General features: G+C 68.0%; 21 protein-coding genes. 14 read left to right on the forward strand and 7 right to left on the reverse strand.

What is annotated here, in order from left to right; translation table 11 throughout:
• Positions 1-23: 23 nt before the first annotated feature.
• A complete protein-coding gene (locus DBV10_RS07035) occupies positions 24-845 on the reverse strand; it encodes a pyruvate, water dikinase regulatory protein (RefSeq protein ID WP_124511978.1) in 822 nt (273 codons plus the stop codon).
• A gap of 263 nt (positions 846-1,108) precedes the next feature.
• Between DBV10_RS07035 and ppsA the strand changes: the two genes are divergently transcribed.
• From ppsA to DBV10_RS07090, 11 genes are all read left to right on the forward strand, one after another.
• Complete coding sequence (gene ppsA, locus DBV10_RS07040) at positions 1,109-3,499, forward strand: phosphoenolpyruvate synthase (protein ID WP_124511980.1); 2,391 nt, start codon at positions 1,109-1,111, stop codon at positions 3,497-3,499.
• 72 nt (positions 3,500-3,571) lie between these two features.
• Positions 3,572-3,922, forward strand: coding sequence for a DUF4212 domain-containing protein (locus tag DBV10_RS07045; protein ID WP_124511982.1), 351 nt, complete (start codon positions 3,572-3,574; stop codon positions 3,920-3,922).
• Positions 3,915-6,011, forward strand: a complete 2,097-nt coding sequence (locus DBV10_RS07050) for a VC_2705 family sodium/solute symporter (protein ID WP_124511984.1) — start codon at positions 3,915-3,917, stop codon at positions 6,009-6,011. The genes DBV10_RS07045 and DBV10_RS07050 overlap by 8 nt, the downstream gene beginning before the upstream one ends.
• Positions 6,012-6,167: 156 nt before the next feature.
• On the forward strand, positions 6,168-6,701 hold the full coding sequence (locus tag DBV10_RS07055) for a hypothetical protein (protein ID WP_124511986.1): 534 nt from the start codon (positions 6,168-6,170) through the stop codon (positions 6,699-6,701).
• A 105-nt stretch (positions 6,702-6,806) separates the two neighbouring features.
• Positions 6,807-8,444, forward strand: coding sequence for a methyl-accepting chemotaxis protein (locus DBV10_RS07060; RefSeq protein WP_124511988.1), 1,638 nt, complete (start codon positions 6,807-6,809; stop codon positions 8,442-8,444).
• 3 nt (positions 8,445-8,447) lie between these two features.
• The gene (locus DBV10_RS07065; RefSeq protein WP_124511990.1) at positions 8,448-8,921 is read left to right on the forward strand and encodes a chemotaxis protein CheW; all 474 of its coding nucleotides are present in this window, start codon (positions 8,448-8,450) and stop codon (positions 8,919-8,921) included.
• Positions 8,905-10,170 carry a protein-glutamate O-methyltransferase CheR gene (locus DBV10_RS07070; RefSeq protein WP_233589830.1) on the forward strand — a complete coding sequence of 422 codons (1,266 nt, stop codon included), beginning with the start codon at positions 8,905-8,907 and terminating at the stop codon, positions 10,168-10,170. Before DBV10_RS07065 ends, DBV10_RS07070 begins: the two co-directional genes overlap by 17 nt.
• Positions 10,157-10,813 (forward strand): chemotaxis protein CheW, encoded by a 657-nt coding sequence (locus DBV10_RS07075; protein ID WP_124511992.1) that lies wholly within the window; start codon positions 10,157-10,159, stop codon positions 10,811-10,813. Before DBV10_RS07070 ends, DBV10_RS07075 begins: the two co-directional genes overlap by 14 nt.
• Entirely contained in the window at positions 10,810-13,059 is a 2,250-nt protein-coding gene (locus tag DBV10_RS07080) for a hybrid sensor histidine kinase/response regulator (RefSeq protein ID WP_124511994.1), read from the forward strand. The genes DBV10_RS07075 and DBV10_RS07080 overlap by 4 nt, the downstream gene beginning before the upstream one ends.
• Positions 13,056-14,060, forward strand: coding sequence for a chemotaxis-specific protein-glutamate methyltransferase CheB (cheB, locus tag DBV10_RS07085; protein ID WP_124511996.1), 1,005 nt, complete (start codon positions 13,056-13,058; stop codon positions 14,058-14,060). Before DBV10_RS07080 ends, cheB begins: the two co-directional genes overlap by 4 nt.
• 37 nt (positions 14,061-14,097) lie before the next feature.
• Positions 14,098-15,120, forward strand: coding sequence for a diguanylate cyclase (locus tag DBV10_RS07090; RefSeq protein WP_370451115.1), 1,023 nt, complete (start codon positions 14,098-14,100; stop codon positions 15,118-15,120).
• Between the two features lie 137 nt (positions 15,121-15,257).
• Here DBV10_RS07090 and DBV10_RS07095 read toward each other — a convergent pair whose 3' ends face one another.
• The 3 genes from DBV10_RS07095 to DBV10_RS07105 form a co-directional block, all read right to left on the reverse strand.
• Positions 15,258-15,617, reverse strand: coding sequence for an FKBP-type peptidyl-prolyl cis-trans isomerase (locus tag DBV10_RS07095; RefSeq protein ID WP_055398683.1), 360 nt, complete (start codon positions 15,615-15,617; stop codon positions 15,258-15,260).
• 133 nt (positions 15,618-15,750) lie between these two features.
• The gene (locus tag DBV10_RS07100) at positions 15,751-16,059 is read right to left on the reverse strand and encodes a helix-turn-helix domain-containing protein (protein WP_015013381.1); all 309 of its coding nucleotides are present in this window, start codon (positions 16,057-16,059) and stop codon (positions 15,751-15,753) included.
• 205 nt (positions 16,060-16,264) lie between these two features.
• On the reverse strand, positions 16,265-17,167 hold the full coding sequence (locus DBV10_RS07105; protein WP_124511998.1) for a LysR family transcriptional regulator: 903 nt from the start codon (positions 17,165-17,167) through the stop codon (positions 16,265-16,267).
• A 122-nt stretch (positions 17,168-17,289) separates the two neighbouring features.
• Here DBV10_RS07105 and DBV10_RS07110 point away from each other — a divergent pair, with 122 nt between their 5' ends.
• From DBV10_RS07110 to DBV10_RS07120, 3 genes are all read left to right on the forward strand, one after another.
• Positions 17,290-18,258 carry a hydroxymethylglutaryl-CoA lyase gene (locus DBV10_RS07110; RefSeq protein WP_124512000.1) on the forward strand — a complete coding sequence of 323 codons (969 nt, stop codon included), beginning with the start codon at positions 17,290-17,292 and terminating at the stop codon, positions 18,256-18,258.
• Positions 18,259-18,281: 23 nt separating this feature from the next.
• Complete coding sequence (locus DBV10_RS07115) at positions 18,282-19,496, forward strand: CaiB/BaiF CoA-transferase family protein (RefSeq protein ID WP_124512002.1); 1,215 nt, start codon at positions 18,282-18,284, stop codon at positions 19,494-19,496.
• Positions 19,497-19,586: 90 nt separating this feature from the next.
• Positions 19,587-20,624 carry a tripartite tricarboxylate transporter substrate binding protein gene (locus DBV10_RS07120; protein WP_124512004.1) on the forward strand — a complete coding sequence of 346 codons (1,038 nt, stop codon included), beginning with the start codon at positions 19,587-19,589 and terminating at the stop codon, positions 20,622-20,624.
• Positions 20,625-20,756: 132 nt separating this feature from the next.
• Here the strand turns inward: DBV10_RS07120 and DBV10_RS07125 are convergent, their stop codons facing one another.
• From DBV10_RS07125 to rpoD, 3 genes are all read right to left on the reverse strand, one after another.
• Entirely contained in the window at positions 20,757-22,334 is a 1,578-nt protein-coding gene (locus tag DBV10_RS07125; RefSeq protein WP_124512006.1) for a methyl-accepting chemotaxis protein, read from the reverse strand.
• Between the two features lie 53 nt (positions 22,335-22,387).
• Positions 22,388-23,410: a tripartite tricarboxylate transporter substrate binding protein gene (locus DBV10_RS07130; protein WP_124512008.1), complete on the reverse strand. Its 1,023-nt coding sequence runs from the start codon at positions 23,408-23,410 to the stop codon at positions 22,388-22,390.
• A gap of 307 nt (positions 23,411-23,717) precedes the next feature.
• The gene (rpoD, locus tag DBV10_RS07135; RefSeq protein ID WP_124512010.1) at positions 23,718-26,093 is read right to left on the reverse strand and encodes an RNA polymerase sigma factor RpoD; all 2,376 of its coding nucleotides are present in this window, start codon (positions 26,091-26,093) and stop codon (positions 23,718-23,720) included.
• Between the last annotated feature and the right edge of the window lie 28 nt (positions 26,094-26,121).

Consider the following 26,121-nt stretch of genomic DNA (forward strand, 5'->3'; position numbering starts at 1 on the left):
GCCTTCTTGCCCTTCTTTTTTCGTCAGTACACCAGCCGCTCGGGCCGCACTTCCTGCAGGATGGTGGTGGCAATCTCTTCGATGGACTTGGTGGTGGTGGACAGCCACCGGATGCCGGCGCGGCGCATCATGGCCTCGGCCTCGGCCACTTCGGCGCGGCAGTTTTCGAGGCTGGCGTATTTCGAGTTGGGGCGGCGCTCAGCGCGGATCTCGGCCAGGCGGTCGGGGCTGATGGTCAGGCCAAAGATCTTGCTGCGAAACGGCACCAGCGCCGGGGGCAGCTGGCGGCGCTCGAAATCCTCGGGGATCAACGGGTAGTTGGCGGCTTTCAGACCGCACTGCATGGCCAGGTACAGGCTGGTGGGGGTCTTGCCACTGCGGCTCACGCCCACCAGGATCACGTCAGCGCCGGCCAGGTCGCGGTTGCTCTGGCCGTCGTCATGGGCCAGGCTGAAGTTGATGGCTTCGATGCGGTCGTTGTATTCCTTGCTGCGGCTCACATCGCTGAAGCGCCCGATGCGGTGGTTGGACTTGATGCCCAGCTCCTCTTCGAGCGGGTGCACGAAGGTGCCGAACATATCGAGCAGCATGCCCTTGCAGCCTTCCTGAATGACCTTGAGCACCTCCATGTTGACCAGGGTGGTGAAGACCACGGGCTTTTTGCCTTCCACCTCGCCGGTGTGGTTGATTTGCCGCACGGCCTGGTGGGCCTTGTCCACGGTGTCGATGAAGGGCAGGCGCACATGGCGCGGCTTCATCTCGAACTGGGCCAGGATGGCGTTGCCAAAGGTCTCGGCGGTAATGCCGGTGCCGTCAGAGACAAAAAATACGGTGCGCGAGTGCATGGGGCCCCTTTTTTTAATAGAACTTGCGCAAACAAGGTAGCCACCGCAAGGAGGTGGTGATGTCCCGTTTTGCGTCAGTCGCGTGAAAGCGTCAGCCCGTTGCCAGAAGCGCGGGCCTACAATTGTCACAATTATCCAATTCTCACCATGCATTTCGTCGGCCTACAACCACAACGACAAAGCCGCAGCCCGTGCATGGCCGCTCGCCCATGGCTCCTTGGGGGCAGGCGCGCAGACCCGGTTTCAACTTCTGGAGCTTTCCCATGTCTGCACTTTTCAGCCCGACCGCCCTGGTCGTACCGTTTGAAAACCTGAGAATGACCGATGTCGAGGCCGTAGGCGGTAAAAACGCCTCCCTCGGCGAGATGATCTCCCAACTGCCGCAGGGCGTGCGCGTGCCCACGGGCTTTGCCACCACGGCCCATGCGTTCCGCCAATTCCTGGCCCATGACGGCCTGGCCGACAAGATCAGCGCCAAGCTCAAGACCCTGGACACGGAAGACGTGCGCGCGCTCGCTGCCGTGGGCGCTGAAATCCGTGCCATGGTCGAGGCCCAGCCCTTTCCGGCCGACCTGCAAAAAGCCATTGCCGACGAGTTCGCCCAGCTGAGCGCGGGCAACCCTGCTGCCTCGTTTGCCGTGCGCTCGTCCGCCACGGCCGAGGATTTGCCCGACGCATCGTTCGCCGGCCAGCAGGAAACCTTCCTGAACGTGGTGGGCATTGACGACGTGCTGCACAAGATGAAGGAAGTGTTCGCGTCGCTGTACAACGACCGCGCCATCTCCTACCGCGTGCACAAGGGTTTCGAGCACGACGTGGTGGCCCTGTCGGCCGGTGTGCAGCGCATGGTGCGCTCTGACCTGGGCGCGGCCGGCGTGATGTTCACCATCGACACCGAGTCCGGCTTTGAAGAAGTCGTCTTCATCACCAGCAGCTACGGCCTGGGCGAGACCGTGGTGCAGGGCGCCGTGAACCCCGACGAGTTCTACGTGCACAAGCCCATGCTCCAGGCGGGCAAGAAGGCGCTGATCCGCCGCAACCTGGGCAGCAAGCTGATCCAGATGGTGTTTTCCACGCCCGACGAGAAGGCCGCCAGCGGCAAGCTCGTCAAAACCGTGGACGTGCCCACCGAGCAGCGCAACCGCTACTCGCTGACCGATGCCGATGTGGAGCAGCTGGCGCGCTACGCGCTGGTGATCGAGCAGCACTATGGCCGCCCCATGGACATCGAGTGGGGCAAGGACGGCACCGACGGCCAGCTCTACATCCTGCAGGCCCGCCCTGAGACGGTGAAGAGCCAGTCCAAGGGCCAGGCCGAGCTGCGCTACAAGCTCAAGGGCCAGGGCACCGTGCTGGCCGAAGGCCGCGCGATTGGCCAGAAGATCGGCACCGGCCCCGTGCGCCTGGTGCACAACATTGCCGAGATGGACAAGGTTCAGCCCGGCGATGTGCTCGTGACCGACATGACCGACCCCAACTGGGAACCGGTGATGAAGCGCGCCAGCGCCATCGTCACCAACCGGGGCGGCCGCACCTGCCATGCCGCCATCATTGCGCGCGAGCTGGGCATCCCCGCCGTGGTGGGTTGTGGCGACGCGACCGAGCTGCTGAAAGACGGCACGCTGGTCACGGTGAGCTGCTCCGAGGGCGACACCGGCCGCATCTACGACGGCCTGCTCGAAACCGAAGTGACCGAAGTGCAGCGCGGTGCCATGCCCCCCATCAAGACCAAGATCATGATGAACGTGGGCAACCCCCAGCTGGCGTTTGACTTTGCCCAGTTGCCGAATGAAGGGGTGGGTCTGGCGCGCCTGGAGTTCATCATCAACAACAACATTGGTGTGCACCCCAAGGCCATCCTGGACTACCCCCAGATCGACGCTGATCTGAAGAAGGCGGTGGAGTCCGTGGCCCGGGGCCATGCATCGCCCCGCGCCTTCTACGTGGACAAGGTCGCTGAAGGCGTGGCCACCATCGCCGCCGCCTTCTGGCCCAAGCCCGTTATCGTGCGCCTGTCGGACTTCAAGTCCAACGAATACCGCAAGCTCATCGGCGGCAGCCGCTACGAGCCCGAGGAAGAAAACCCGATGCTGGGCTTCCGGGGCGCGGCGCGCTACATCAGCGAAGACTTCGGCGAGGCCTTTGCGATGGAGTGCGAGGCGCTCAAGCGCGTGCGCAACGACATGGGCCTGACCAACGTGCAGGTGATGGTGCCGTTTGTGCGCACGCTGGGCCAGGCCGAGCGCGTGACCCGGCTGCTGGCCACCCACGGCCTCTCGCGTGGCAAGGACGACCTCAAGGTCATCATGATGTGCGAGGTGCCGAGCAACGCCATCCTGGCCGATCGCTTCCTCGAGTTCTTCGACGGTTTCTCGATCGGCTCCAACGACCTGACCCAGCTCACCCTGGGTCTGGACCGTGACTCGGGCCTGGAGCTGCTGGCGCAGGACTTCGATGAGCGCGACCCGGCTGTGGAAGCACTGATCCACCAGGCCATCAAGGCCTGCCTGGCGCAGGGCAAGTACGTCGGCATCTGCGGCCAGGGCCCCAGCGACCACCCTGACTTTGCGCAGTGGCTGGCCAAGGAAGGCATCTCGTCGATCTCGCTCAACCCCGACAGCGTGATCGCCACCTGGCAGCAATTGGCCGGCTGATCCCCCGCAGGACCGAGGGCCGCATGTTCCATCTGCACCATTTGCCACTGCGCCCGTGATGCCGTGCGTGTGATGCAGCCCTTGTCCCCGCAAGCCCCGCGCCCCGCCGATGCCGAGATGGCCGGGCCGTTTCCGCCCGACCTGCACGACGTGCGCCACCTGTGGCTCAAGGCGGGCTTGCTGCTGCTGTGGGCGGTGGTGTCGTTTGGCGCCACCTACTTCGCTCGCGACCTGCAGGTGCTGGTGGTCGGTGGCTGGCCCCTGGGGTACTGGATCGCGGCCCAGGGGGCCGTGCTGGTGTTCATCGGCATCGTGGTGGCCTATGGCTGGGCCATGAACCACTTCGAGCGGCAGGACCTGGCGCGCCGCGAGGCGCAGGAGCCGTTGCCCTCGGCCCACGCCGCAGACCGCCCCCATGGCTGAGCGCAAGCCGGGCAGCGTGGATGGCGACCGCGCCTACCTGTGGCGGTTGCACCGCATCCTGGCGCTGTATGTGGCAGGGGTGCTGGGCTTTCTGGCCCTGATGACCTGGGCCGAGCGCCAGGGCCTTTCGCGCCACTGGATCGGCCCGATCTTTCTCTTCCTCACCGTGATGGTCTATGCCGGCATTGGCGTGTATGGCCGCACCACGGACCCCGAGGACTACTACGTGGCGGGGCGGCGCATTCCGCCCATGTACAACGGCATGGCCACGGCGGCCGACTGGATGAGCGCCGCGTCGTTCATCAGCCTGTCGGGGGCGCTGTACCTGCAGGGCTTTTCGGGCACGCCGGGCCAGGCCGGTGGCCTGGCCTACCTGCTGGGGTGGACGGGCGGGTTCTGCCTGGTGGCGATGCTGATTGCGCCGCATCTGCGGGCCATGAAGCTCTACACCGTGCCCGACTTCTTCCATGTGCGCTTTGGCGGCCGCTGGCCGCGCGTGATTGCCGCACTGGCGGCCGTGCTGTGCTCCTTCACCTACGTGGTGGCGCAGATCTACGGTGTGGGGCTGATCGCCTCGCGCCTCACGGGCGTGCAGTTCGAGATCGGCATCATGCTGGGCCTGGGCGGCGTGCTGCTGTGCTCGTTCCTGGGGGGCATGCGTGCCATCACCTGGACGCAGGTGGCGCAGTACGTGGTGCTGCTGCTGGCGTTCATGATCCCGGTGTCGTGGCTGGCCTACAAGCAGCTGGGCAACCCGCTGGCGCCGCTGGTGTATGGCGAGCAGATCAGCAAGATTGCCGACCTGGAGGCGCAGCTCTTGGATTCGCCGGCCGAGCACCAGGTGGTGCAGGCCTACCTGCAGCGCGCCAAGGACTTCGAGGCGCGCCTGCAGAATGTGGAGGTATCGCTGGAGCGCGAGCGTGAGAAGGGGCGCGAACGCATCCGGGCCCTGCGGGCCCAGAACGCCGATGTGGGTTTGATCGTCTCGGCCAGCCGCGAGCTGGCGGCACTGCCGCGCGACGCGGCGTCGGCCCGAGAACGCTGGACCCGCGAAATGCGCGAGAACTACGAGCGTGCGCGCCCCCTGGGCGGATTGCCCGCGCACAGCCAGGCCTATGCAGGCGACCCCGACGGCACGCCCGACGAGCAGCGCGACTACGAACTCGCGCGCCGCAACTTTCTCGCGCTCATGTTCTGCCTGATGGTGGGCACGGCGGGGCTGCCGCACCTGCTGACCCGCTACTACACCTCGCCCTCGGTGTCGGCGGCGCGCGCGTCGGTGGGCTGGTCGCTGTTCTTCATCGCGCTGCTGTACCTCAGTGCGCCGGCGCTGGCCGTGCTGGTGAAGTTCGAGGTCATGCAGAACCTGGTGGGCAGCAGTTTCGAGGCACTGCCCACCTGGATGGCGCAGTGGGCGCGGGTGGACAGCTCGCTGCTGTCGGTGGAAGACGTGAATGGCGACGGCCTGATCCAGTTTGGCGAGATCCGGCTGGGGGCCGATCTCATCATGCTGGCCACCCCCGAGCTGGGGGGGTTGCCCTATGTGGTGTCGGGCCTGGTGGCGGCCGGCGGGCTGGCGGCGGCGCTCTCGACGGCCGATGGCCTGCTGCTCACCATCAGCAATGCGTTGGTGCGCGACCTGTACTTCCAGGGGTCGCGGCGCCAGGCATCGCCCGAGCAGAGGGTGATATTGACCAAGTTCACGCTGCTGGCCGTGGCCCTGTCGGCGGCCTTCGTGGCCGCGCTCAAGCCCTCCGAGATCCTGCCCATGGTGTCGGCCTCGTTCTCGCTGGCCGCATCGGCCTTTGTGCCCGCCATGGTGCTGGGCATCTTCTGGCGCGGCACCACGCGGCAGGGGGCAGTGGCGGGCATGCTGGGCGGGCTGGCCGTCACGGTGTACTACCTGCTGTCCCATGTGCCCGCCGTGCAGGTGCTGCCCCGCTGGCTGCTGGCCGACGGGCTGTGGTTCGGCATCCAGCCCATCTCGGCCGGGGTGTTTGGCGTGCCCTGCGGGTTGCTGCTCACGCTGGTCGTGAGCTGGATCACGCGCCCCGCCCCAGCCTTGCCGCGCATCCGCTCCGAAATGTAGGCACGGCGGCCGGGCGGGCCTGGCGGTGTTTATGTGTAAACCCCGATTTCCATGGGTGCCAAAACATGGGATTCTGGGTCATTGGCGATGGGCAGCCGGCTGGCTTTGCATCGCTACATCGCACATCGCAATCGTTGCAATACAACTAGGAGACGCATGGTTCTTGTCAAAACCCAGGCGGGGCAGGAGGCACTCAAGGATCGACGGGGCAGTTTGAGTTCACGCCAGCGTTCGGCCTTCATCCTGTTTGATGGCAAACGCACCACGGGGGAAATTCTGGCGGCCACGGCGGCCATGGGCATTACGCAGGACGATGTTCAGACCATGATTGCCCAGGGGCTGTTGGCGCCCCTGTCCGGGCAGCATCTTCCGGCGGCCGCCGCCGTCGCCGCAGTAGCAGCAGCAACCAGCATGGCGCCGACGCCCGGTGCTGTGGAGGCGCCGGGCACCGACCTCGGGACCATCGCCTCGCCCGTGGAAGGCTCCGGGCGCTCGCCCAAGGAGCGCTACCAGGCCGCCTATCCGATTGCCACGGAGCTGACCGCAGGGCTGGGGCTGCGCGGCTTCCGCTTGAATCTGGCGGTGGAGGGGGCGGGCAATTTCGATGATCTGGCCGCCCTGGCGCCCAAGATCCGCGAGGCCGTGGGCGATGCCCGGTTCGAGCGGCTGGACCAGGCACTGTTCGACTGATCGCAATCGCTCGGTGGACGATGACGGCTGCGCCGTTGCAGGGGCGGGACTGCATGGTGCCCGGGCTCCAGAGACCAAGGCCTTGCCGGGCCAGGAGGTAAAAGGATGAGAGGGATGAATGTCAGTCAACGCATGACCGCCAGTTTCGCGTTGATCATTGCCGTGATGCTGGGCATGGCAGCCACCTTCTATACCCGGGCCGAGTCGAATCAGGCCCGGGCGCAGCGGGTCAAGCAATCCGATCTGGAGGGGGTGGTCGTTGCCGCGCGCCTGCGCTCTGCCATCACCGACCACCACCTGCTCACCCAGGACCTGCTGCTCAGCAGCGTGGGCCGTGACCAGCGTCAAAACAACGGCATGAAGGCGGCCTATGAGAGGCTGGCGGCCGTGGCCGAGGAGGTGCGGAAAGGGGCCGATGCGTACCCGCCCACCATCACCCTCAGCGAAGACCGGGAGGCTTTTCGCGCGCTGCAGGCGGACTGGAAGATTTACCTCGGCCTGCACCAGCAGCTGGTGGCGCTGCTGGAAGACGGCCGGCAGGCCCAGGCGCTGCAATTCTCCAGGCAGGAGGTCGTGCCCGTCTGGCACCGGCTGCACGGGCACCTGATGACCATGATCGACCTGAACCAGCGCGAAATCGTCGGGGCAATGGACGATGTGGAGCGGATCGCCATTGAAAACCAGCGGCTGACGCTGTGGGCGCTGCTGCTGGCGGTGCTGGTCGCCACGGCCTGCGGTGTGTTGCTGAGCCGTTCCATCCAGCGCCCCATCCAGGGCATCCTGGCCGGCATGAAGCTCTTGGGCACGGGCGACCTCTCCGGCCGACTGAGCCTGGGCAGCCGTGATGAGTTCGCACGCATCGAGGAGGGCTTCAACGCCATGGCCGATTCGCTGCGCGAGCTGGTCTCGCAGACACAGCGCTCGGCGGTGCAGCTGACCACCTCGATCACGGAGATCGCCGCCACGTCCAAGCAGCAGCAGGCCACCGTCACCGAGACAGCCGCCACAACCAGCGAGATCGGCGCCACATCGCGCGAGATCTCCGCCACGTCGCGCGAACTGGGGCGCACGATGCGCGAGGTGTCGGCGGCGACCGAGCAGACGGCGGTCGCAGCGGGCTCGGGCCAGATGGGGGTTGCGCGCATGGGCGAGGTCATGCACCAGCTGACCAGCGCGGCCGAGCTGGTCAGCGCCAAGCTGGCCTTGCTCAACGAAAAGGCCGGTGGCATCAACCAGGTGGTCACCACCATCGTCAAGGTGGCGGACCAGACCAACCTGCTCTCGCTGAACGCGGCGATCGAGGCCGAAAAGGCCGGTGAATACGGCCGTGGCTTTGCCGTGGTGGCCACCGAGGTGCGCCGCCTGGCCGACCAGACTGCGGTGGCCACCTACGACATCGAGCAGATGGTGCGGGAGATCCAGTCCGCCGTGTCGGCGGGGGTGATGGGCATGGACAAGTTTTCCGAGGAGGTGCGCCGGGGCAACGCCGAGATGGGCCAGGTGGGCGAGCAGCTCTCGCAGATCATCCAGCAGATCCAGGCACTGGCGCCGCGCGTGCAACTGGTCAGCGAGGGGATGCAGACGCAGTCCGGCGGCGCCGAGCAGATCGAGCAGGCGCTGGGGCAGCTCAGCGAGGCCAGCGGCCAGACCGTGGACTCGCTGCGCCAGGCGGGCCTGGCGATCGACGGCATGAACGAGGTCGCGCATGGCCTGCGCCTAGGTGTCAGCCGTTTCAAGGTATGAGCCATGAGCGAACGTGCGGGCGAGTTGCACCTGCTGTTCAGCCTCGGGGCTGACCGCTATGCGCTGCCAGCGTCCGAGGTGAGCGAGGTGCTGCCGCTGCAGCGGCTCAAGCAACTGCCCGAAGCGCCCGCCTGGGTGGCGGGGTTGTTGGCGTACCGGGGCGGGATGGTTCCGGTGCTGGACCTGTGCCAGCGCGTGCTGGGCCGGCCTGCCAACGTGCGCACCAGCACCCGCCTGGTGCTGGTGCGGCACCCTGAGGTCTTTGGCGGGCGCCTGCTCGGCCTGGTGCTCGAACAGGCGAGCCGGGTGGACCGGCTGCCGATGGAAGATGCACAGCCGGTGGGGCTTGCGCGCCAGCCCGGCTACCTGGGGGCCGTGCAGGAAACCGCGCCGCATGGCCTGGTGCAGCGCATCCGTGTGGCCGGGCTGCTGCCCCCCGATGTGGCCGAACTCCTGGTGAATGCTGCCGATGCTTGAGCACTGCGAACAGCTGCTGAAAACGCTGATCGGGCTCGACATCGAGGCGATTGGGCGCAGTGCGCTGGAGCGCGCGCTGCGTGAGCGCCTGGAAGCGCTTCAATTGGGCCAGGCGGCCTATGGGGCGCTGCTGGAAGGCTCTGCCGCCGAACAGCAGGCGCTGGTCGAAGCCATCGTCGTGCCCGAGACCTGGTTCTTTCGCTACCCGGAGGCCTTCGCGCTCCTGGCCGAACGCGCACGGGCATTGCGCGCGCAGCGGGGGGCTCTGCAGCCCGTGCGCATTCTGAGCCTGCCTTGCTCGACGGGCGAGGAGCCGTACTCCATCGCGATGTGCCTGCTCGATGCTGGTTTCTCGGCGGTCGAACTGCGCGTCGATGCTGTCGATGTGAGCCTGCGTGCGCTCGACGCCGCCGCCACGGCGCGCTATGGCGCCAACGCCTTTCGCAGTGCGGACCTGGGCTTTCGCGAGCGGTACTTTCGGGCCGATGGCAGCAGCCATGTGCTGTGCGATGCCGTGCGCGGCGTGGTGAATTTCCGGCCTGGCAACCTGCTCGACGCCAGCTTTGCGCTGGGCGCGGCGGGCTACGACTTTGTGTTTTGCCGCAATCTGCTGATCTACTTCGACCGCGCAACCCAGATGCAGGCCCTGGCGCGGCTGGAGCGCTGGCTGGCCCCCGAGGGGCTGCTCTTTGTCGGCCCGGCCGAGGCGGGCATGATCCGGCAGCAGGGCCTGCCCGCGCTGGAGCGCGCGCAGAGTTTTGCGTTTGCGCGGCGTGCGGCGGCCATGGCCCCTGCTTCTGCCCCCGTGCCGGCGTGGCCGGTCGCCCGCCCAGCGGTTGCGGCAGGGCCGACACCGCGTGCGGTGGCCCCGCCGCGCCGCGCATTCGCCCCGGCCATGGCCACGCCTTCTGTGCCGGCCGCAGATCCCGCAGCGCAAACCGGTTTGGCGCAGATCGAGCGCCTGGCCGACAGCGGGCGCACCGCCGAGGCCCTGGCGGCCTGTGCCCGGCACCTGCAGTCGTTTGGCCCTTCGGCGGCACTGTTCTACTGGTGGGGCTTGCTGTGCGATGGGGAGCGGCGTGTTGCTGATGCCGAGGGCTACTACCGCAAGGCCCTCTACCTGGAGCCGCGCCACCCCGAGGCGCTGGCCCATCTGGCGGCGCTGCTGGCAGCGCGTGGCGACCAGAGCGGCGCACGCCGGCTGCAGCAGCGGCTGAAACCGGAAGGAGGCCGCCATGCAGGGCCTTGAAGGCACCGAGCTGTACGCCTGCTGGCAGCACATTGGCGTGCAGGGTGACCGCTCCTGCGAGAGGCTGGCGGCCCATGTGCATTGCCGCAACTGCGAGCGCCATGCCGAAGCGGCGATGTGGCTGCTCGACCGCCATGCGCTGCAGCTGGGGGATGCCGACGCGCCGCCGCCCCCCGAGGCGCCGGCGGCAAAGACCCGCCCGGCGCTGCTTTTCCGTGTCGGCCAGGACTGGCTGGCGCTGGACCCGGGGCAACTGCTCGAAGTGGCACCGGTCAGCACCATCCATGGCCTGCCCTATCGCCATGGCCGGGTGCTGCTGGGGGTGTGCAATGTGCGTGGCGTGCTCGTGCCGGCGCTGGCCTTGGGCCCGCTGCTGGGGCTGGAGGCGGCCGGGGTGGGGGGCGTGCCGGGAGGGCGCCCGCGCCACCTGATCCTGGATGCCCCTGGCGGTGCGCTCGTGCTGCCGGTGGACGAGGTAGATGGCGTGCAGGCCGTGCCCCAGGCCGCCCTGGTGCCCGCCCACCAGGGCAGCAGCCTGCCAGCGAGCCGGCTGGCGCAGCATGCCTTCCAGTGGCAGCAGCGCAGTGTCACCTGGCTGGACGCACAGCATCTCGCGCAGGCCTTGCAGGAGAGCCTGCGATGAGCAGCCTGGACGCGTACAAGGACCGCTCGATGCAGGAGCTGTTCCACATGGAGGCGCAGGCGCAGACCGAGGTGCTCACTGCGGGCCTGCTGGCGCTGGAGCGCGAGCCCTCGGACCCGGCCGCGCTCGATGCCTGCATGCGGGCCGCACATTCGCTCAAGGGGGCTGCGCGCATCGTCGGGCTGGATGCCGCAGTGCAACTGGCCCACCGCATGGAAGACCTGCTGGTGGCGGCGCAGGAGGGGCGGTTGCCGCTGCGGTCCGAGCACATCGATGCCCTGCTGCGGGGCTCTGACATGCTGCTGCGCCTGGGGGGCGGTGGGGTGGCGGACGGCCTGCCGGACCTGCTGGCGCAACTGGACGGCGGCGGCGGTGCAGGGAGCGGCGGCAGTGCGGCCATGCCGGCCGGCGGGCCTGTGCAACGGGCCGGGGCCTTGCTGCCGGCCCTGGTCGGTGGGGCCGCAGAGCCCGCTGACACCGTGCCGGAGCAGCGGGAGCGCGTGCTGCGGGTGTCGGCCGAGCGGCTGGACCTGCTGCTCGATCTGGCCGGCCGCTCGCTGGTGGCCGCGCAGCGCGCGCAGCCGCTGGGGGAGGGGCTGGCGCGGCTGCGCCGGCTGCAGCAACAGATGGGCCAGTCGCTGGACGGGCTGCGCGAGGCCCTGCTGGGCCACGCGTTGCCGCCCGCTGCGCAGGCCCTGCTGGCCAGCGCCAGCGACCGGCTGCAGGAAGCCCAGGCGCAGTTGCAGAACCACAGCGCAGAGTTCGACAGCTTTGCCTGGGACTTTGGCCAGCGCAGCCACCGGCTCTACGACGCTGCCCTGGCGTCGCGCATGCGCCCCTGCGCCGACCTGATGGCCAGCAAGGTGCGCATGGTGCGCGACCTGGGCCGCCAGCTGGGCAGGCAGGTGCGGCTCGAACTGGAGGGGGAGGGCACCCAGGCCGATCGGGACGTGCTGGAGCGGCTGGAGGCGCCACTGATCCACCTGCTGCGCAACGCCGTGGACCACGGCATCGAGCCACCGGCCGAGCGGGCCCGGCTGGGCAAGCCTGCCGAAGGGGTGGTGCGCCTGCGTGCCCGGCATTTTGCGGGGCGCCTGCTGCTGGATGTGGAAGACGACGGGCGCGGCGTGGACCTGGAGCGCGTGCGCGCCGCCGTGCGTGAGCGCCGCCTGGTCCCGGCCGACATGGCGCAGCAGCTGGGCGAGGACGAGCTGCTGGCCTTCCTCTTCCTGCCCGGTTTCAGCATGAGCCCGGTGCTCAGCGACGTATCGGGCCGTGGCGTTGGCCTGGACGTGGTCCAGCATGAGCTGCGCAGCCTGCGTGGCAGTGTGCGCCTGCGCCAGCGCGAGGGCCTGGGCTGCCAGTTCCAGATCGAGTTGCCGCTGACGCTGTCGGTGCTGCGCAGCCTGATTGTCGAGATCGGCGGCGAGCCCTATGCCCTGCCGCTGGCCAAGGTGGAGCGCGTGCTGCGGGTGGCGCCCGAGGCCATCGCAGGGATCGAAGGCCAGCAGCACCTCTGGCACGACGGGCGTCACATCGGCCTGCTGGCGGCGAGCCAGCTGCTGCAGGTGCCGGGCGTGCAGCGCGACCTGCCGGGGTCGCCGGGGCTGCCGGTGGTGCTGCTGTCCGGCCCCGAGGCATGCCACGCCGTGGCGGTCGAGCAGGTGCTGGGCGAGAGCAGCCTGGCGGTGATGCCGCTGGACCCCCGGCTGGGTGCGGTGAGGGGGGTGTCTGCGGGGGCCTTGCTCGACGACGGTTCGCCGGTGCTGATCCTGGATGCCGATGAACTGTTGCACTCGGCGGGCAAGTTGCTGGGCGGCGGGCAGGTGGAGCGCGTGGCGCGGCCCGAAGGCCTGGCGCCGCAGGCGCGCAAGCGCGTGCTGGTGGTGGACGATTCGCTGACCGTGCGCGAGCTGGAGCGCAAGCTGCTGAGCAGCCGCGGCTATGAGGTGAGCGTGGCGGTGGATGGCATGGATGGCTGGAATGTGCTGCGCGGCGGCCATTTCGACCTGCTGGTCACCGACATCGACATGCCGCGCATGGACGGCATCGAACTCGTCACGCAGCTGCGCCGCGATCCGCGCCTGCAGTCGCTGCCGGTGATCGTGGTGTCGTACAAAGACCGCGAGGAAGACCGCCGCCGGGGCCTGGAGGCCGGCGCCGACCATTACCTGACGAAATCGAGCTTTCACGACGAAAGCCTGCTGGAGGCCGTCCACATGCTCTTGGGGGATGCGCACGCATGAAACTTGCCATCGTGGCCGATACCGCCGGGCGGGCCCTGGCCTTGCGCCGGCTGTTCGAGCCGCTGCACCAGCAGGCCTGGCAGGCGCTCGGCCTGGAGGAGGCCCGCCGGCAGCTGAGCGCCGAGCCCCCCGACCTGTTGCTGCAGCAGCTCGACAGCGAGACGGATGTCGAGCGCGCGCGCCAGCTGCAGGCGGTTCTGCCCTGTCCCGTGCTGCTGTTCACCACGCTCGCCGAGCCCCGCGCAGACCTGGTGTTTGCTGCGCTGGGACTGGGTGCGCGCGATGTGGTCGATCTTCCGGGCCTGGGCGTGCGGCCTGATATCGACGCAGAGCGGTTGCTGCGGCGCATCCGCAACATCGGGTTGCTCAGCAGCGGGCCGGCGCAGCATGCCAAGGCCGGTGCGGCGCCGGCCCCCGCGCCGCGCCCGCCCTCAGACCCCTGGCCGGCGCTGGTGGCGGTGGGCGCATCGGCCGGCGGCCCGGCCACGCTGAGCACGCTGCTGGGCAGCCTGCCGGCCAGCTTCCGGGGGAGCGTGGTGCTGGTGCAGCACCTGGACGACCGGTTTTCCGCCGGCATGGCCGACTGGCTCGCGCGCGAATGCGCGCTGCCGGTGCGTCTGGCGCGCCCCGGCGATGTGCCGCAGCCGGGGGCGGTGTTGCTGGCGGGCGGAAACAGCCATTTGCGGCTGGAGCGCAGCGGGGCGCTGGCCTATGCCGACGAGCCGGCGGGGTTGCCGTATCGGCCGTCGGTCGATGTGTTCCTGCACAGCGTGGCCCAGCATTGGCGGGGCGTGGCCGTGGGCGTGCTGCTGACCGGCATGGGCAGCGACGGCGCCCAGGGGCTCAAGGCCATGCGCGAGCGCGGCTTCACGACCATTGCCCAGGACCGTGCCAGCAGCGCCGTGTGGGGCATGCCCAAGGCGGCGGTAGAGATCAACGCGGCGACCCAGGTGTTGCCTCTGTCGCAGATTGCCGCCCGCCTGGTGGCGCTGTGCGCCTGAATGCCTGAACGCCTGAAAGAAACATGAGGAGAACGTGATGACGACGACAGGTATCGACCCGCAGCCCGACCGCCCGGCGGGCGCCGAGGTTGGCGATGTGATGGTCCTGCTGGTCGATGACCAGGTCCTGATCGGCGAGGCGGTGCGGCGCATGCTGGCCGACGAGGTGGGCATCGACTTCCACTATTGCAGCACGCCGGTGGAGGCGGTGGGCGTGGCCGACCGCATCCGCCCTGCGGTGATCCTGCAGGACCTGGTGATGCCGGGCGTGGACGGACTGGACCTGGTGCGCGGCTACCGCGCGGTGGAGGCCCTCTGCGATACGCCCATCATCGTGCTGTCCTCCAAAGAAGACGCCCGCGTGAAGAGCCAGGCCTTTGCGGCCGGGGCCAACGACTACGTCGTCAAGCTGCCCGATGCCATTGAGCTGGTGGCGCGCATCCGCTACCACGCGCGTGCCTACATGGCCCTGAAGCAGCGCGACGAGGCCAACCGCGCGCTGCGCCTGAGCCAGCAGCAGCTGCAGGAAACCAACCTGGCGCTGCAGCAGCTGATGAAGTCGGACGGCCTCACCGGCCTGTCCAACCGTCGCCACTTCGATGAGTTTCTGCTCACCGAATGGCTGCGCGGCCGCCGCAACCGCAGCGAGCTATCGCTGCTGCTGCTGGATGTGGACCACTTCAAGGCCTACAACGACCACTATGGCCATGTGATGGGCGACGACGCGCTGCGTGCGGTGGCCCAGGCACTGGCCAGTGTGCGCCGGCGTGCCACGGACCTGGCCGCCCGCTACGGCGGCGAAGAGTTTGCGATGGTGCTGCCCGAGACTGCGCTCAGCGGCGCACGCCTGCTGGCTGAAAAATTGCGGCTGGCCATCGAGGCGCTGGCCATCCCGCACGGCGTGCTGGCCGAGGGCTCCGTGGTGACCGTCTCGATCGGGGTCGCCTCGCTGGTGCCCAGCGAGGCGCAAGAACCGGTGGCGCTGATCGAATGGGCCGACCGCGCGCTCTATCACGCCAAGAACCAGGGACGCAACCGGGTGGAGGTGGTACCGGCATAGCCGGGGGGCGGGGCCCGCCTCGGCTCCCTGCGCGCCAAGGCCCGGGCAAAAAAATGCCGGTCAGTGGGGGCTGACCGGCATCGGGCCCGAAGGCCGTTTGGAGAGGGAGGTTCAGGCCGTCAGGCCCAGGGGGCTGCTCAGCGGCCGACCTTCAGCAGTTCCACATCGAACTTCAGCGTGGCGTTCGGGGGGATCACGCCACCGGCGCCGCGGGCGCCATAGCCCAGGGCGGCGGGGATGATCAGCGTGCGCTGGCCGCCGATCTTCATGCCCTGCACGCCTTCGTCCCAGCCCTTGATGACCATGCCGGCGCCCAGCGAGAACTCGAAGGGGTCGTTGCGGTCGCGGCTGGAGTCGAACTTGGCGCCTTGCTCGCCGTTGTTGTAGAGCCAGCCGGTGTAGTGCACCGACACGTTCTGGCCCTTGGTGGCCTCGGCGCCTTCGCCCACGGTGGTGTCTTCGTACTGCAGGCCGGATGCGGTGGTGGTCAGTGCCATGGTGGAGGTTCCTTGAATACTATTAAAAATATAGCTTCTAGCGCTTGCTCATCGCGCGCTAGAAGCTATCTGGAATCCTATTTTAGCGAAAGCCCCGGGTGTGGCCGGGGGCCAGGGTGCTGGGGCTGGGGGCTCAGGCCTTCTTGGCGCGGCCTGCCACCCAGCGGGTGGCGAAGGCCTGCACGTCCGACAGGCGCTTGAGCAGGTCGGCGCCCGAGGGGGTGACGGTGTAGCCGTCGCTGCCGTGGTCCACAAAGCCGGCTTCACGCAGCTCTTTGATGCGGGTGTTGAGCGTGTTGGGGGTGATGCCGCCCACGCTGTCCTGCAGCAGGCGGAAGGTCTGGGGGTGGCCGTCCTTCAGCGCCCACAGCACGCGCAGCGCATAACGGCATTCGAGTTTTTCGAAAAGCTGGTTGATGGAAGCATTTTCTTTGGAGCTCATGGACGCTTCTCCTCGCGCAAAGTGTGAATTCAGGTTCGGTGCGGGTGGCCGTTGGCCAGGCCCGCTGATGCGCTGAGACTATAGCGCGGAACCCATTTTGCTACAAGTTTAGTAGCTCAGAACGCACAGCACGCATGCGCTAAGGGCGAAAAATACGATGTTGCGTATCAAACTGTTGCGACAGGGCCACGGTTTGGGGGCTGCGTCAGGCACGCCCCAGGCCCGCCAGATGGCCCACCAGCAACTGGGCGGCGGGCGGGAGCCATTGGGCACTTCGGTAGCAGATGGCGAAGCGCCGCTGGGCCCAGGTATCGCTCAGCGGGACGATGCGCACCGGCGCCAGCTGGGCAAAGGGCTGGGCCACTTCGCGCGGCACCACGCTGATGGCGAGGTTGGCACGCACCACCCGCAGGGCCGCGTCAAAGTTGGACACCAGCACCCGGTGGGCCAGCATTTTCCCCTCCACGGCGGCGGCGCGTGCCAGCAGCACCTGCACCGCGCTCAGGGCGGGCATGCTGACGAATTCATGTTCCAGCACATCGGCAAACCGCACGCTCTGCAGTTGGGCCACGGGGTGGGACTGGTGGGCCACCACGGCCAGGTGGTCGCTGCGGTAGGCGCTGGTTTCCAGGCCGGAGAGGTCGGCCGCGTCCCAGCAGATGCCGATCGAGGCGCTGCCGTCGCGCACACCCTGCACCACGTCGGGGCTCACACGCTCTTCCAGGCTGATCTGGATGTTGCGGTGCGCCGGGTCTTGCAGAAAGGCGGCCACATCGTCGGCCAGCGACTCGGCCATGACGGACGCGGTGACCAGCATGCGCACATGGCCGCGCGTGCCGGTGGCATAGGCCGCCATGTCGCGCTCGATCTGGCCCACGCTGGCCAGCATGGTGCGCGCGTGTTCCAGCAGGGTTTCGCCCGCCGGGGTGGGCACCACGCCCCGGCGCTTGCGCAGCAGCAGCGGTGTGCCCACCGTGTCTTCGAGCTGTGCCAGCCGCTTGCTGATGGCCGAGCCGACGATGGACTCCTGCTCGGCCACGCGCGCAATGCTGCGCTGCTCGCACACGGCGGCAAACAGCCGCAGGGTTTGCAGGTCCAGGTCGCGCATGGCCTTGCCTCCAGGTGTTTGGTGTTCCTGTTTGGAATCATATGGCTTCCAAAATGGATTTTCTGATTCTGTTGGGAATTTCTAGAATGGGCCGCAGAACACCACCAGACGGAGACAACACAGTGCGCACCCCCTCTACCGCTTCCACCACCCCGGCACGTGCCACCGTCCGCGAAGTGGGCCTGCGCGACGGCCTGCAAAGCATTGCCACCCTGGTGTCCACCGCGCACAAGATCGACTGGATCAACGCCGCCTACGCCGCTGGCCAGCGCGAGATTGAGGTCGGCTCCTTTGTGCCCGCCCGCCTGCTGCCCCAGCTGGCCGACACGGCCGAGGTGCTGGCGCATGCCAAAACCCTGCCGGGCCTGGTGGCCTCGGTGCTGGTGCCCAACTTCAAGGGGGCCGAGCGCGCGCTGGAGTGTGGCGCTGACCTGATGGTGGTGCCCCTGTCTGCCAGCCACGCCCACAGCCTGGCCAATCTGCGCAAGACGCCCGACGAGGTGGTGGCCGAGGTGGCGCGCATCCGTGCGCTGCGCGACGCCAGCGGCAGCCCCACCGTGATCGAGGGCGGTGTGGGCACGGCCTTTGGCTGCACCCTGCAGGGTGAGGTCGCTGCAAGTGAAGTCCTGCGCCTGATGGTGGCCCTGTTGGATGCCGGGGCCGACCGCGTGAGCCTGGCCGACACCGTGGGCTATGCCGACCCGGCCGCCGTGGCCCGCCTGTTTGAAAAAGCGCGGGCCCTGGTCGGGGACCGCCTGTGCTGCGCCCACTTTCACGACACGCGTGGCATGGGCCTGGCCAATGTCTATGCTGCCTGGCAAACGGGTATCACCCGCTTTGACGCCTGCCTGGCCGGCATCGGCGGCTGCCCGCATGCACCGGGCGCCAGCGGCAACGTCACCACCGAAGACCTGGTGTTCATGCTGGAGCGCATGGGCGTTGCCACCGGCATCGATGTGACCGCGCTGCTGGCGCTGCGCCAGCGCGTGGCCGGTTGGCTGGCGGGTGAAACCCTGCACGGCACGCTGTGGCAGGCGGGGCTGCCGCAGAATGCCGCACCCGCCGCGCTGCGCGAAGCCGCAACGGCCTGAACTCTTTTCTGAACGCTTAGAACATGCACGACACACCCGCCACTCCCTCGTCCCCCCGCCTGCCGCTCGAAGGCCTGCGCGTGGTGGAGTTCACCCACATGGTCATGGGCCCCACCTGCGGCATGGTGCTGGCCGACCTGGGGGCCGAGGTCATCAAGGTCGAGCCGGTGGACGGCGACCGCACGCGCCACCTGCTGGGCGCGGGCGCGGGTTTCTTCCCCATGTTCAACCGCAACAAAAAAAGCATTGCGCTCGACCTGCGCAGCCCCGAGGGCCTGGCGGCGGCGCGCAAGCTCGCGGCCTCGGCCGATGTGGTGGCGCAGAACTTCAAGCCCGGCGTGATGACCAAATACGGCCTGGACTACGCGGCGCTGAGCCAGCTCAACCCGCGCCTCATCTACGTGAACCACACGGGCTTCCTGCCCGGCCCGTACGAGCACCGCACGGCGCTCGACGAGGTGGTGCAGATGATGGGCGGCCTGGCCTACATGACCGGCCGCCCCGGCGACCCGCTGCGCGCAGGCAGCAGCGTGAACGACATCATGGGCGGCATGTTCGGCGCGATTGGTGCCATGGCGGCGCTGATGCAGCGCGGCATCACCGGGCGCGGGCAGGAGGTGGACTCGGCCCTGTTCGAGAACAACGTCTTCCTGGTCGGACAGCACATGATGCAGTACGCCGTCACCGGCCAACCCGCCGCTCCCATGCCCGACCGCATTTCGTCCTGGGCCGTGTACGACGTGTTCAGCGTGAAGGACGGCGGGCAGATCTTTTTGGCCGCCGTGAGCGATGCGCAGTGGCAGACCTTCTGCGACGCCATGGGCTATGCCGACCTGAAGGCCGACACCGGCCTGGCCACCAACAACGACCGCGTGCGCGCCCGCCCCACACTGATGCCGGTGCTGCGCGAGCGGCTGGCGCAGCACTCGGCCGATGCCCTGGCCACGATCTTCGAGCGCCACGGCCTGCCGTTTGCGCCCATCCGCCGGCCCGAAGAGCTGTTTGACGACCCGCACCTGCAAGCCACCGGTGGCCTGGCCGACATCACGCTGCCCGACGGCGAGCGTGCAGGCCAGGCGGCGCAGATCACGCTCATGCCCCTGCGCATGGCGGGCCAGCGCCTGGACGTGCGCTGCGACCCGCCCCGCCTGGGCCAGCACACGGCCGAGCTGCTGCAGGGCCTGGGCTACACGGCCGATGAGGTGGCGGCCTTGCATGCTGCCGGGGCCATCGCCTGATCCTTCTGATTCCTATTTGACGACCGGGGGCACACCACGCGGCGCAGACCGCAGGCCCCTGGAATCCCTGCCAACGACCGGAGACAAACCATGCCCAAGTCCGCCCCCGCCATTGCCTTGCCCCCTGCCGGGATCGCCGCCAGCGGCCTCTTCACGCGCCGCCGGGCCCTCGCCACCGGCGCCGCTGCATTGGGCGCTGCCGCCTGGGGCTTGCCGCGCGCGGCCCGTGCCCAGGGGGATGGCAAACCGTTGCGCGTGATCCTGCCGCTGTCGGCAGGGTCGGGAGCCGATGGCGCCATGCGTGCCATCAGCACCAGCCTGGCCAAGGCGCTGGGCCAGCCGGTGTTCATTGAGAACCTGCCGGGTGCGGGCGGCATCACGGGCACCACGCAGATCGTGCGCTCACCCAAGGATGGCTCGGTGATTGGCGTGGTGTCCAACAACCACGTGGTCAACCCCAGCGTGTACAAGAACATCCCGTTCGACTCGCTCGCTGACATTGCGCCCATCACCATCCTGGGCGCCACGCCCTTCGTGCTGGTGGCACACCCCGCGTTGCCTGCCAAGACGGTGCAGGAGCTGATCGCGCTCGCCAAGGCCAAGCCGGGCGTGCTCAACTACGGCTCCTCGGGCAACGGCACCATCCTGCACCTGGGCGCGGCCATGTTTGTGGACCAGGCCAAGCTCGACATCAAGCACATCCCCTACCGGGGCATGGGCCCACTCATGAACGACATTCTGGGCGGCCAGGTGCAGCTGGGTGTGGTGGCGGTGGCTCCGGCTGCCGCGCATATCAAGTCGGGCACGCTGCGCGCTTTGGGCGTGACCTCGGCCAACCGTGTGGCTGCGCTGCCCGGCGTGCCCACCATTGCCGAGCAGGGTTTGCCGGGCTTCGAGCTGGATGGCTGGATTGCGCCCGTGGCACCTGCGGGTGTACCCAAGGCCGAACTGGCCCGCCTGTACAACGGCTTCAAAGCCGCCATGGACATGCCCGAAGCACGCGATGCGCTGATTGCCCAGGGCTACGAGATCCGGCTCACGCCCCCCGAGCCCGCCGCCGCGTTCTTCCGCAGCGAAGCCGCGCGCATGGCGCAGGTGGTGAAAAACGCCAACGTGAAGATCGACTGACGGCCCGCTGGTCTGCTGCGCTCCGCCACCGGCCAGCGAGGCTTATGGCGAGGGGGGCGGGTATCTGGGTTTTATTGGCTGCTAGGGCTTGATGGATAAGCGCTAGCAGCTATTGTTTTAGTAGTGCGCACTTCAGGCGCGCGGCGCCGGCAGGGCGTGGTGCGCTGGGGGGCTCAGGCGGAACACCGCCACGGCATCCACCATCTGGCGGGCCTGGCTGCTCAGGCTGCCGGCGGCGGCGGCACTCTCCTCGACCAGCGCGGCGTTTTGCTGCGTCACATCGTCCATGCGCACGATGGCCTGCGTCACGCGCTGCATGTCCGAAGTCTGCGCGGCGCTGGCCTGGCTGATGTCTTCCATGAGGGCACTCACCCCGCGGATGGACGCCACGACCTCGGCCATGGTGGTGCCGGCATCGCGCGCCAGGTCCGAGCCCGCCTGCACGCGCTCCACGCTGGTCTGGATCAGTGCCTTGATCTCGCGGGCCGCCCCGGCGCTGCGCGTGGCGAGATTGCGCACCTCGCTGGCCACCACGGCAAAGCCCCGACCCTGTTCGCCCGCGCGCGCGGCTTCCACGGCGGCGTTGAGCGCGAGGATGTTGGTCTGGAACGCAATGCCGTCGATCACGCCAATGATGTCGGCGATGCGGCGCGAACTCTCCTGGATGCCCTGCACCACCTCCACCATCTGCGTCACCACATCGCCGCCGCGTTGCGCCACGGTGGCGCCGCTTTTGGCCAGTTCGTTAGCGCGCTGCGCGTTCGAGGCGTTCTGCTGCACGGTGGCCTGCAGTTGCTGCATGGACGAGGCGGTTTCGTCCAGCGACGAGGCCTGCTCTTCGGTGCGCAGGCTCAGGTCGGCATTGCCCTGCGCAATTTCGGCGCTGGCGCTGGCCACGCCCTCGGCGTTGCTGCGCACGCCCGCCACCACGGTCTCCAGGTTGTCCTGCATGGCGCGCAGGGCTTCGAGCAGGCGGGCCGGTTCATCGCGGCCCTCGACACGGATGCTGGTGGTGAGGTCGCCCGCCGCCACCTTGTGGGCCAGCGACACCGCCACGCCCAGCGGGCGCACCACCGAGCGTGTGAGCAGCCAGCCCGCGCAGGCCCCCAGGGCGGTCACCAGGGCCAGCGCCACCAGGCTGCTGGCCAGCGCCCGGTGCGCATCCTGCGCGGCCTGCTGGGCAATGGCGGCACTGCTGGCGGCGACCTGCTGGCTGAGTTCGGTGAGCAGCCTGGCGGGGCCCAGGTCGATGTCGGCCACGTCGGCATCGCCGGCCGACGGCACGAACCCGAGCGACTGGAACACCTCGAAGCCCTTGCGGTAGCCCTGCGCCATCTGCGCGTGCGCCTGGGTGAACTTCTGCAGGGCTGCCTTTTCCTGGGCGTCCGCGAGGGTGGGCTCCAGCGCCTTGGCGGCCTCGGCCACGCGCTTTTCGCTGGCCTGGAACGCGGCCCAGTGCAGTTCGCGCTTGCGCGAGTCCTCGCCGCGCAGCAGGGTGTTCTTCCACTCCAGCACCTGGGTCTTGAACTCGCTTTCCATGCGGCTCACAGCGCGCTCCTGGGCCACCCGCCCGAGCACCGTGGTGTCGTAGGTGTCCAGCGTGCGGTACAGGGCCGCGATGCCAAACAGGGCCGCCCCCAGCAGCAGCGCCAGCACCAGGCCCAGCGCGGCGGCCATGCGTGCGCCGATGGAGTGGTTGGACATTTTCATCATCAGAGACTCCAAAGGTTCTGCAGCTGGCCCCCGGGGCCTTCGCGGTGGGATCAGGCCTTCAGTTTCAGCAGGTACACCATCACCCGGGCGGTGGTGAGGTCCAGCTCCATGAATTCGGCCAAATCCTTGCCGGTCAGCCAGGAGGGCTCCCACCGGTTCTGCTTGAGCGTGCGCGACCAGGACTCGTGTTGGGTGGCGGCCTCGATGGCGGCCAGCATTTCCGCCATGCGCGCCGGGGCCACCCCCTTGCCCGTGAACACGCCGCGCCAGTTGGCCATGGCGGCATCCAGCCCCTGTTCACGGAAGGACGGCAGGCCAAAGGCGCTGCGGCGGGACGAGACGCCGATGGCCCGCAGCTTGCCCGCCGCAATGGCATCGCTGAACTCGCTGTAGCCCGACAGGCCCATGGCCGCGCTGCCGGACATCACGGCCTCGACCACATCGGCCCCGCCGGGGAACGGCTTGTAGACCAGGCCTTCCGGGTTGGCCTTGGCGGCACGTGCCAGCACGCCCGCAAAGATGTGGTCCACCCCACCCGCCGAGCCGCCGGCCACGGGCACGGCCTTGAGGTCTGCGCGCAGGGCCTCGGCCAGGTCTTTGGTGGTCTTGATGGGCGACTTGGCCGCCACGGCCGCCACCAGGTAGTCGCTGGTGAGGCGGGCGATGGGCTGGATCTGCGTCATGTCCACCGCAGGTTTTTGCAGCGCCACGGCGCCCACCATCACCATGCCGCCCATGAGCAGGGTGTTGGCATCGTTGCCGTATTTTTCAGCGTACTTGGCCAGCCCGATGGTGCCGCCCTTGCCGCCGATGTTTTCGTACTCCACCTGCTCGGCGGCCCCCACGGCGGTCAGCGCCGCGCCCAGGGCCCGGCCGGTCTGGTCCCAGCCACCCCCGGGGTTGGCGGGGATCACGATGCGCAGCGTGGCGGCCAGCTTGGGGGCCTTGGCGGGCACATTGCGCGCGGCGGCCTGGGCCCAGGCGGAGGTGGCCCATGGGGCGCCGAGCGCACCGATGGCGCCCGTGGCGGTGGCCCGGGCAAGGATCTGGCGGCGATTGAAAGAGGTCGTCATACGGTCTTGGGGAAGAAGGGGCAGATCGTTGGGGCGGCCTGCGTGGGGGCAGAAAAGGGGAGGGGTTCTCCCCCGGCGGGGCCTGGGGCAGGTCTTGCAAGGAAGATTGCCGAACTGCATGGCAGGTTCTTGGTGCGGCAATGGTCACCACCCAAGCTGTCAGTCTGCTGTCAATGGCATCGGGGTAAACGTGGAGGCATGGGGCCTGCGTTTGCCTCAAAAACAAAACGCCCTGCGCCGCAGGTGCGGGGCAGGGCGTCAGGGCGGGGCCGACCGCCGTGCGGTCGGCGGGTGCCGTGGTGCTGGCTTACAGCGAGTCGATGAAGCTGCGCAGCTTGTCGGAGCGCGAGGGGTGCTTGAGCTTGCGCAGCGCCTTGGCTTCTATTTGGCGGATGCGCTCGCGGGTCACGTCGAACTGCTTGCCCACTTCTTCCAGCGTGTGGTCGCTGGTCATTTCGATACCGAAGCGCATGCGCAGCACCTTGGCTTCGCGGGGGGTGAGGCCATCCAGGATGTCCTTGACCACGTCGCGCAGGCCGGCCTGCATGGCGGCTTCGATGGGGGCGGTGTTGGCACCGTCTTCGATGAAGTCACCCAGGTGGCTGTCGTCGTCGTCGCCGATCGGCGTTTCCATGGAGATCGGCTCCTTGGCGATCTTCATGATCTTGCGGATCTTGTCTTCCGGGATCTCCATCTTGGCCGCCAGGATGGACGCATCGGGCTCAAAGCCGAACTCTTGCAAGTGCTGGCGGCTGATGCGGTTCATCTTGTTGATCGTCTCGATCATGTGCACCGGGATGCGGATGGTGCGCGCCTGGTCGGCGATCGAGCGGGTGATGGCCTGGCGGATCCACCAGGTGGCGTAGGTCGAGAACTTGTAGCCGCGGCGGTATTCGAACTTGTCCACCGCCTTCATCAGGCCGATGTTGCCTTCCTGGATCAAATCGAGGAACTGCAGGCCCCGGTTCGTGTACTTCTTGGCAATCGAGATCACGAGGCGCAGGTTGGCCTCGATCATTTCCTTCTTGGCATCGCGCGAGGTGGCTTCACCTTCGTTCATGCGCTTGTTGATGCCTTTGAGCTCGGTCAGCGGCACCACCACGCGCGACTGCAGGTCCATCAGCTTTTGCTGCAGGTCCTGGATGGGCGGGATGTTGCGCGCAATCACGGCCGACCAGGGCTTGCCGGCGGCAGCCTGCTTCTCGACCCACTGCAGGTTCAGCAGGTTGGGCGGGAAGTCCTTGATGAAGGTTTCCTGGGGCATGCCGCACTTGTCCACGATGATGCGGCGCAGCTCGCGCTCCTTCTTGCGCACGTCGTCCACCTGGCCGCGCACCATGTCGCACAGCTTCTCGATGGTCTTGGCGGTGAAGCGGATGGTCATCAGCTCGGCCGACAGGGCATGCTGTGCCTTGGTGTAGGCGGGCGTGCCGTAGCCTTCCTTGTCGTACACCTTGTGCACTTTTTCAAACAGCTCGCGCAGCTTGTCAAAGCGCTCCAGCGCCTGTTTCTTCAGTTCTTCGAGCTTCTTGGTCAGCGCCTTGCTGCCGCCCTTGCCGTCGTCGTCGTCGGCTTCGTCGAACTCGTCGAAGTCTTCTTCGGCCACATAGTCGTCGGCCTCGTTGGGGTTGGAGAAACCGTCCACGATGGTGGAGATGACGACCTTGCCTTCGCGGATCTCCTCACCCATGTTGAGGATCTCGGCGATGGTGGCGGGCGATGCGCTGATCGCCTCCATCATGGCCATCAGGCCGCCTTCGATGCGCTTGGCGATTTCGATTTCGCCTTCGCGGGTCAGCAGCTCCACCGTGCCCATTTCGCGCATGTACATGCGCACCGGGTCGGTGGTGCGGCCGAATTCCGAGTCCACGGTGGACAGCGCGGCTTCGGCGGCTTCTTCGGCTTCTTCTTCGGTGGCGCCTGCGGGAGCGTTGTCCGTGATGATCAGCGCTTCGGCGTCGGGCGTCTGCTCGTACACCGCCACGCCCAGGTCGTTCAGGGTGGTGATGACGGCTTCGAGAGTTTCGGCATCGACCAGCTTGTCGGGCAGGTGGTCGTTGATTTCGACGTGCGTGAGGTAGCCGCGCGTCTTGCCCAGCTTGATCAGGGCTTTGAGGCGCTGGCGGCGCTTTTGCATGTCTTCTTCGGACAGGACGGTTTCGTCCAGGCCGAATTCCTTCATCAAGGCGCGTTCCTTCGCCTTGCTGATCTTCATGCGCAGCGGCTTGACCTTTTCGACCGTGGCGGCCGCTTCAGGGGTCTCCTCGACTTCGCCTTCCAGGTCCGATTCGATGTCGGACAGGTCGGTGTCGTCACCGCCTTCGTCGCCCGCGGCGGCCGCCTTGGGCTTACGGCCGCGCTTGGCGGGGGCCTTGGCTTCTGCGGTGCCTGCGGCCTTGGCAGGGCGGCCGGGGCGCTTCTTCGGGGTTTCTTCGTCGTCGGCGGCAGCGGCGACAGCCTTGGCGCGGGCAGGTTTCTTCTTCAGCAGCTCATCGGCGGCTTTGATCAGCTCGGCGGTACTTTTCACGGACACGGTTTGGACTTTCTTGGCTGCTGGAGCGGGCGCGGCGGCGGACTTTTTGGCCGCCGCCTTTGCGGGTGCTTTGGCAGCAGGGGTGGGAACAGCCTTTGCGGCAGTGCCTGGAGCAGACTTGGGCGGCTTCGCGGACTTTTGAGCGGGCATGGAACAACCTCAGAATCAAAAACGGACA

Source organism: Acidovorax sp. FJL06, from assembly GCF_003852545.1.
In the GTDB taxonomy this organism is placed as follows: domain Bacteria; phylum Pseudomonadota; class Gammaproteobacteria; order Burkholderiales; family Burkholderiaceae_C; genus Acidovorax.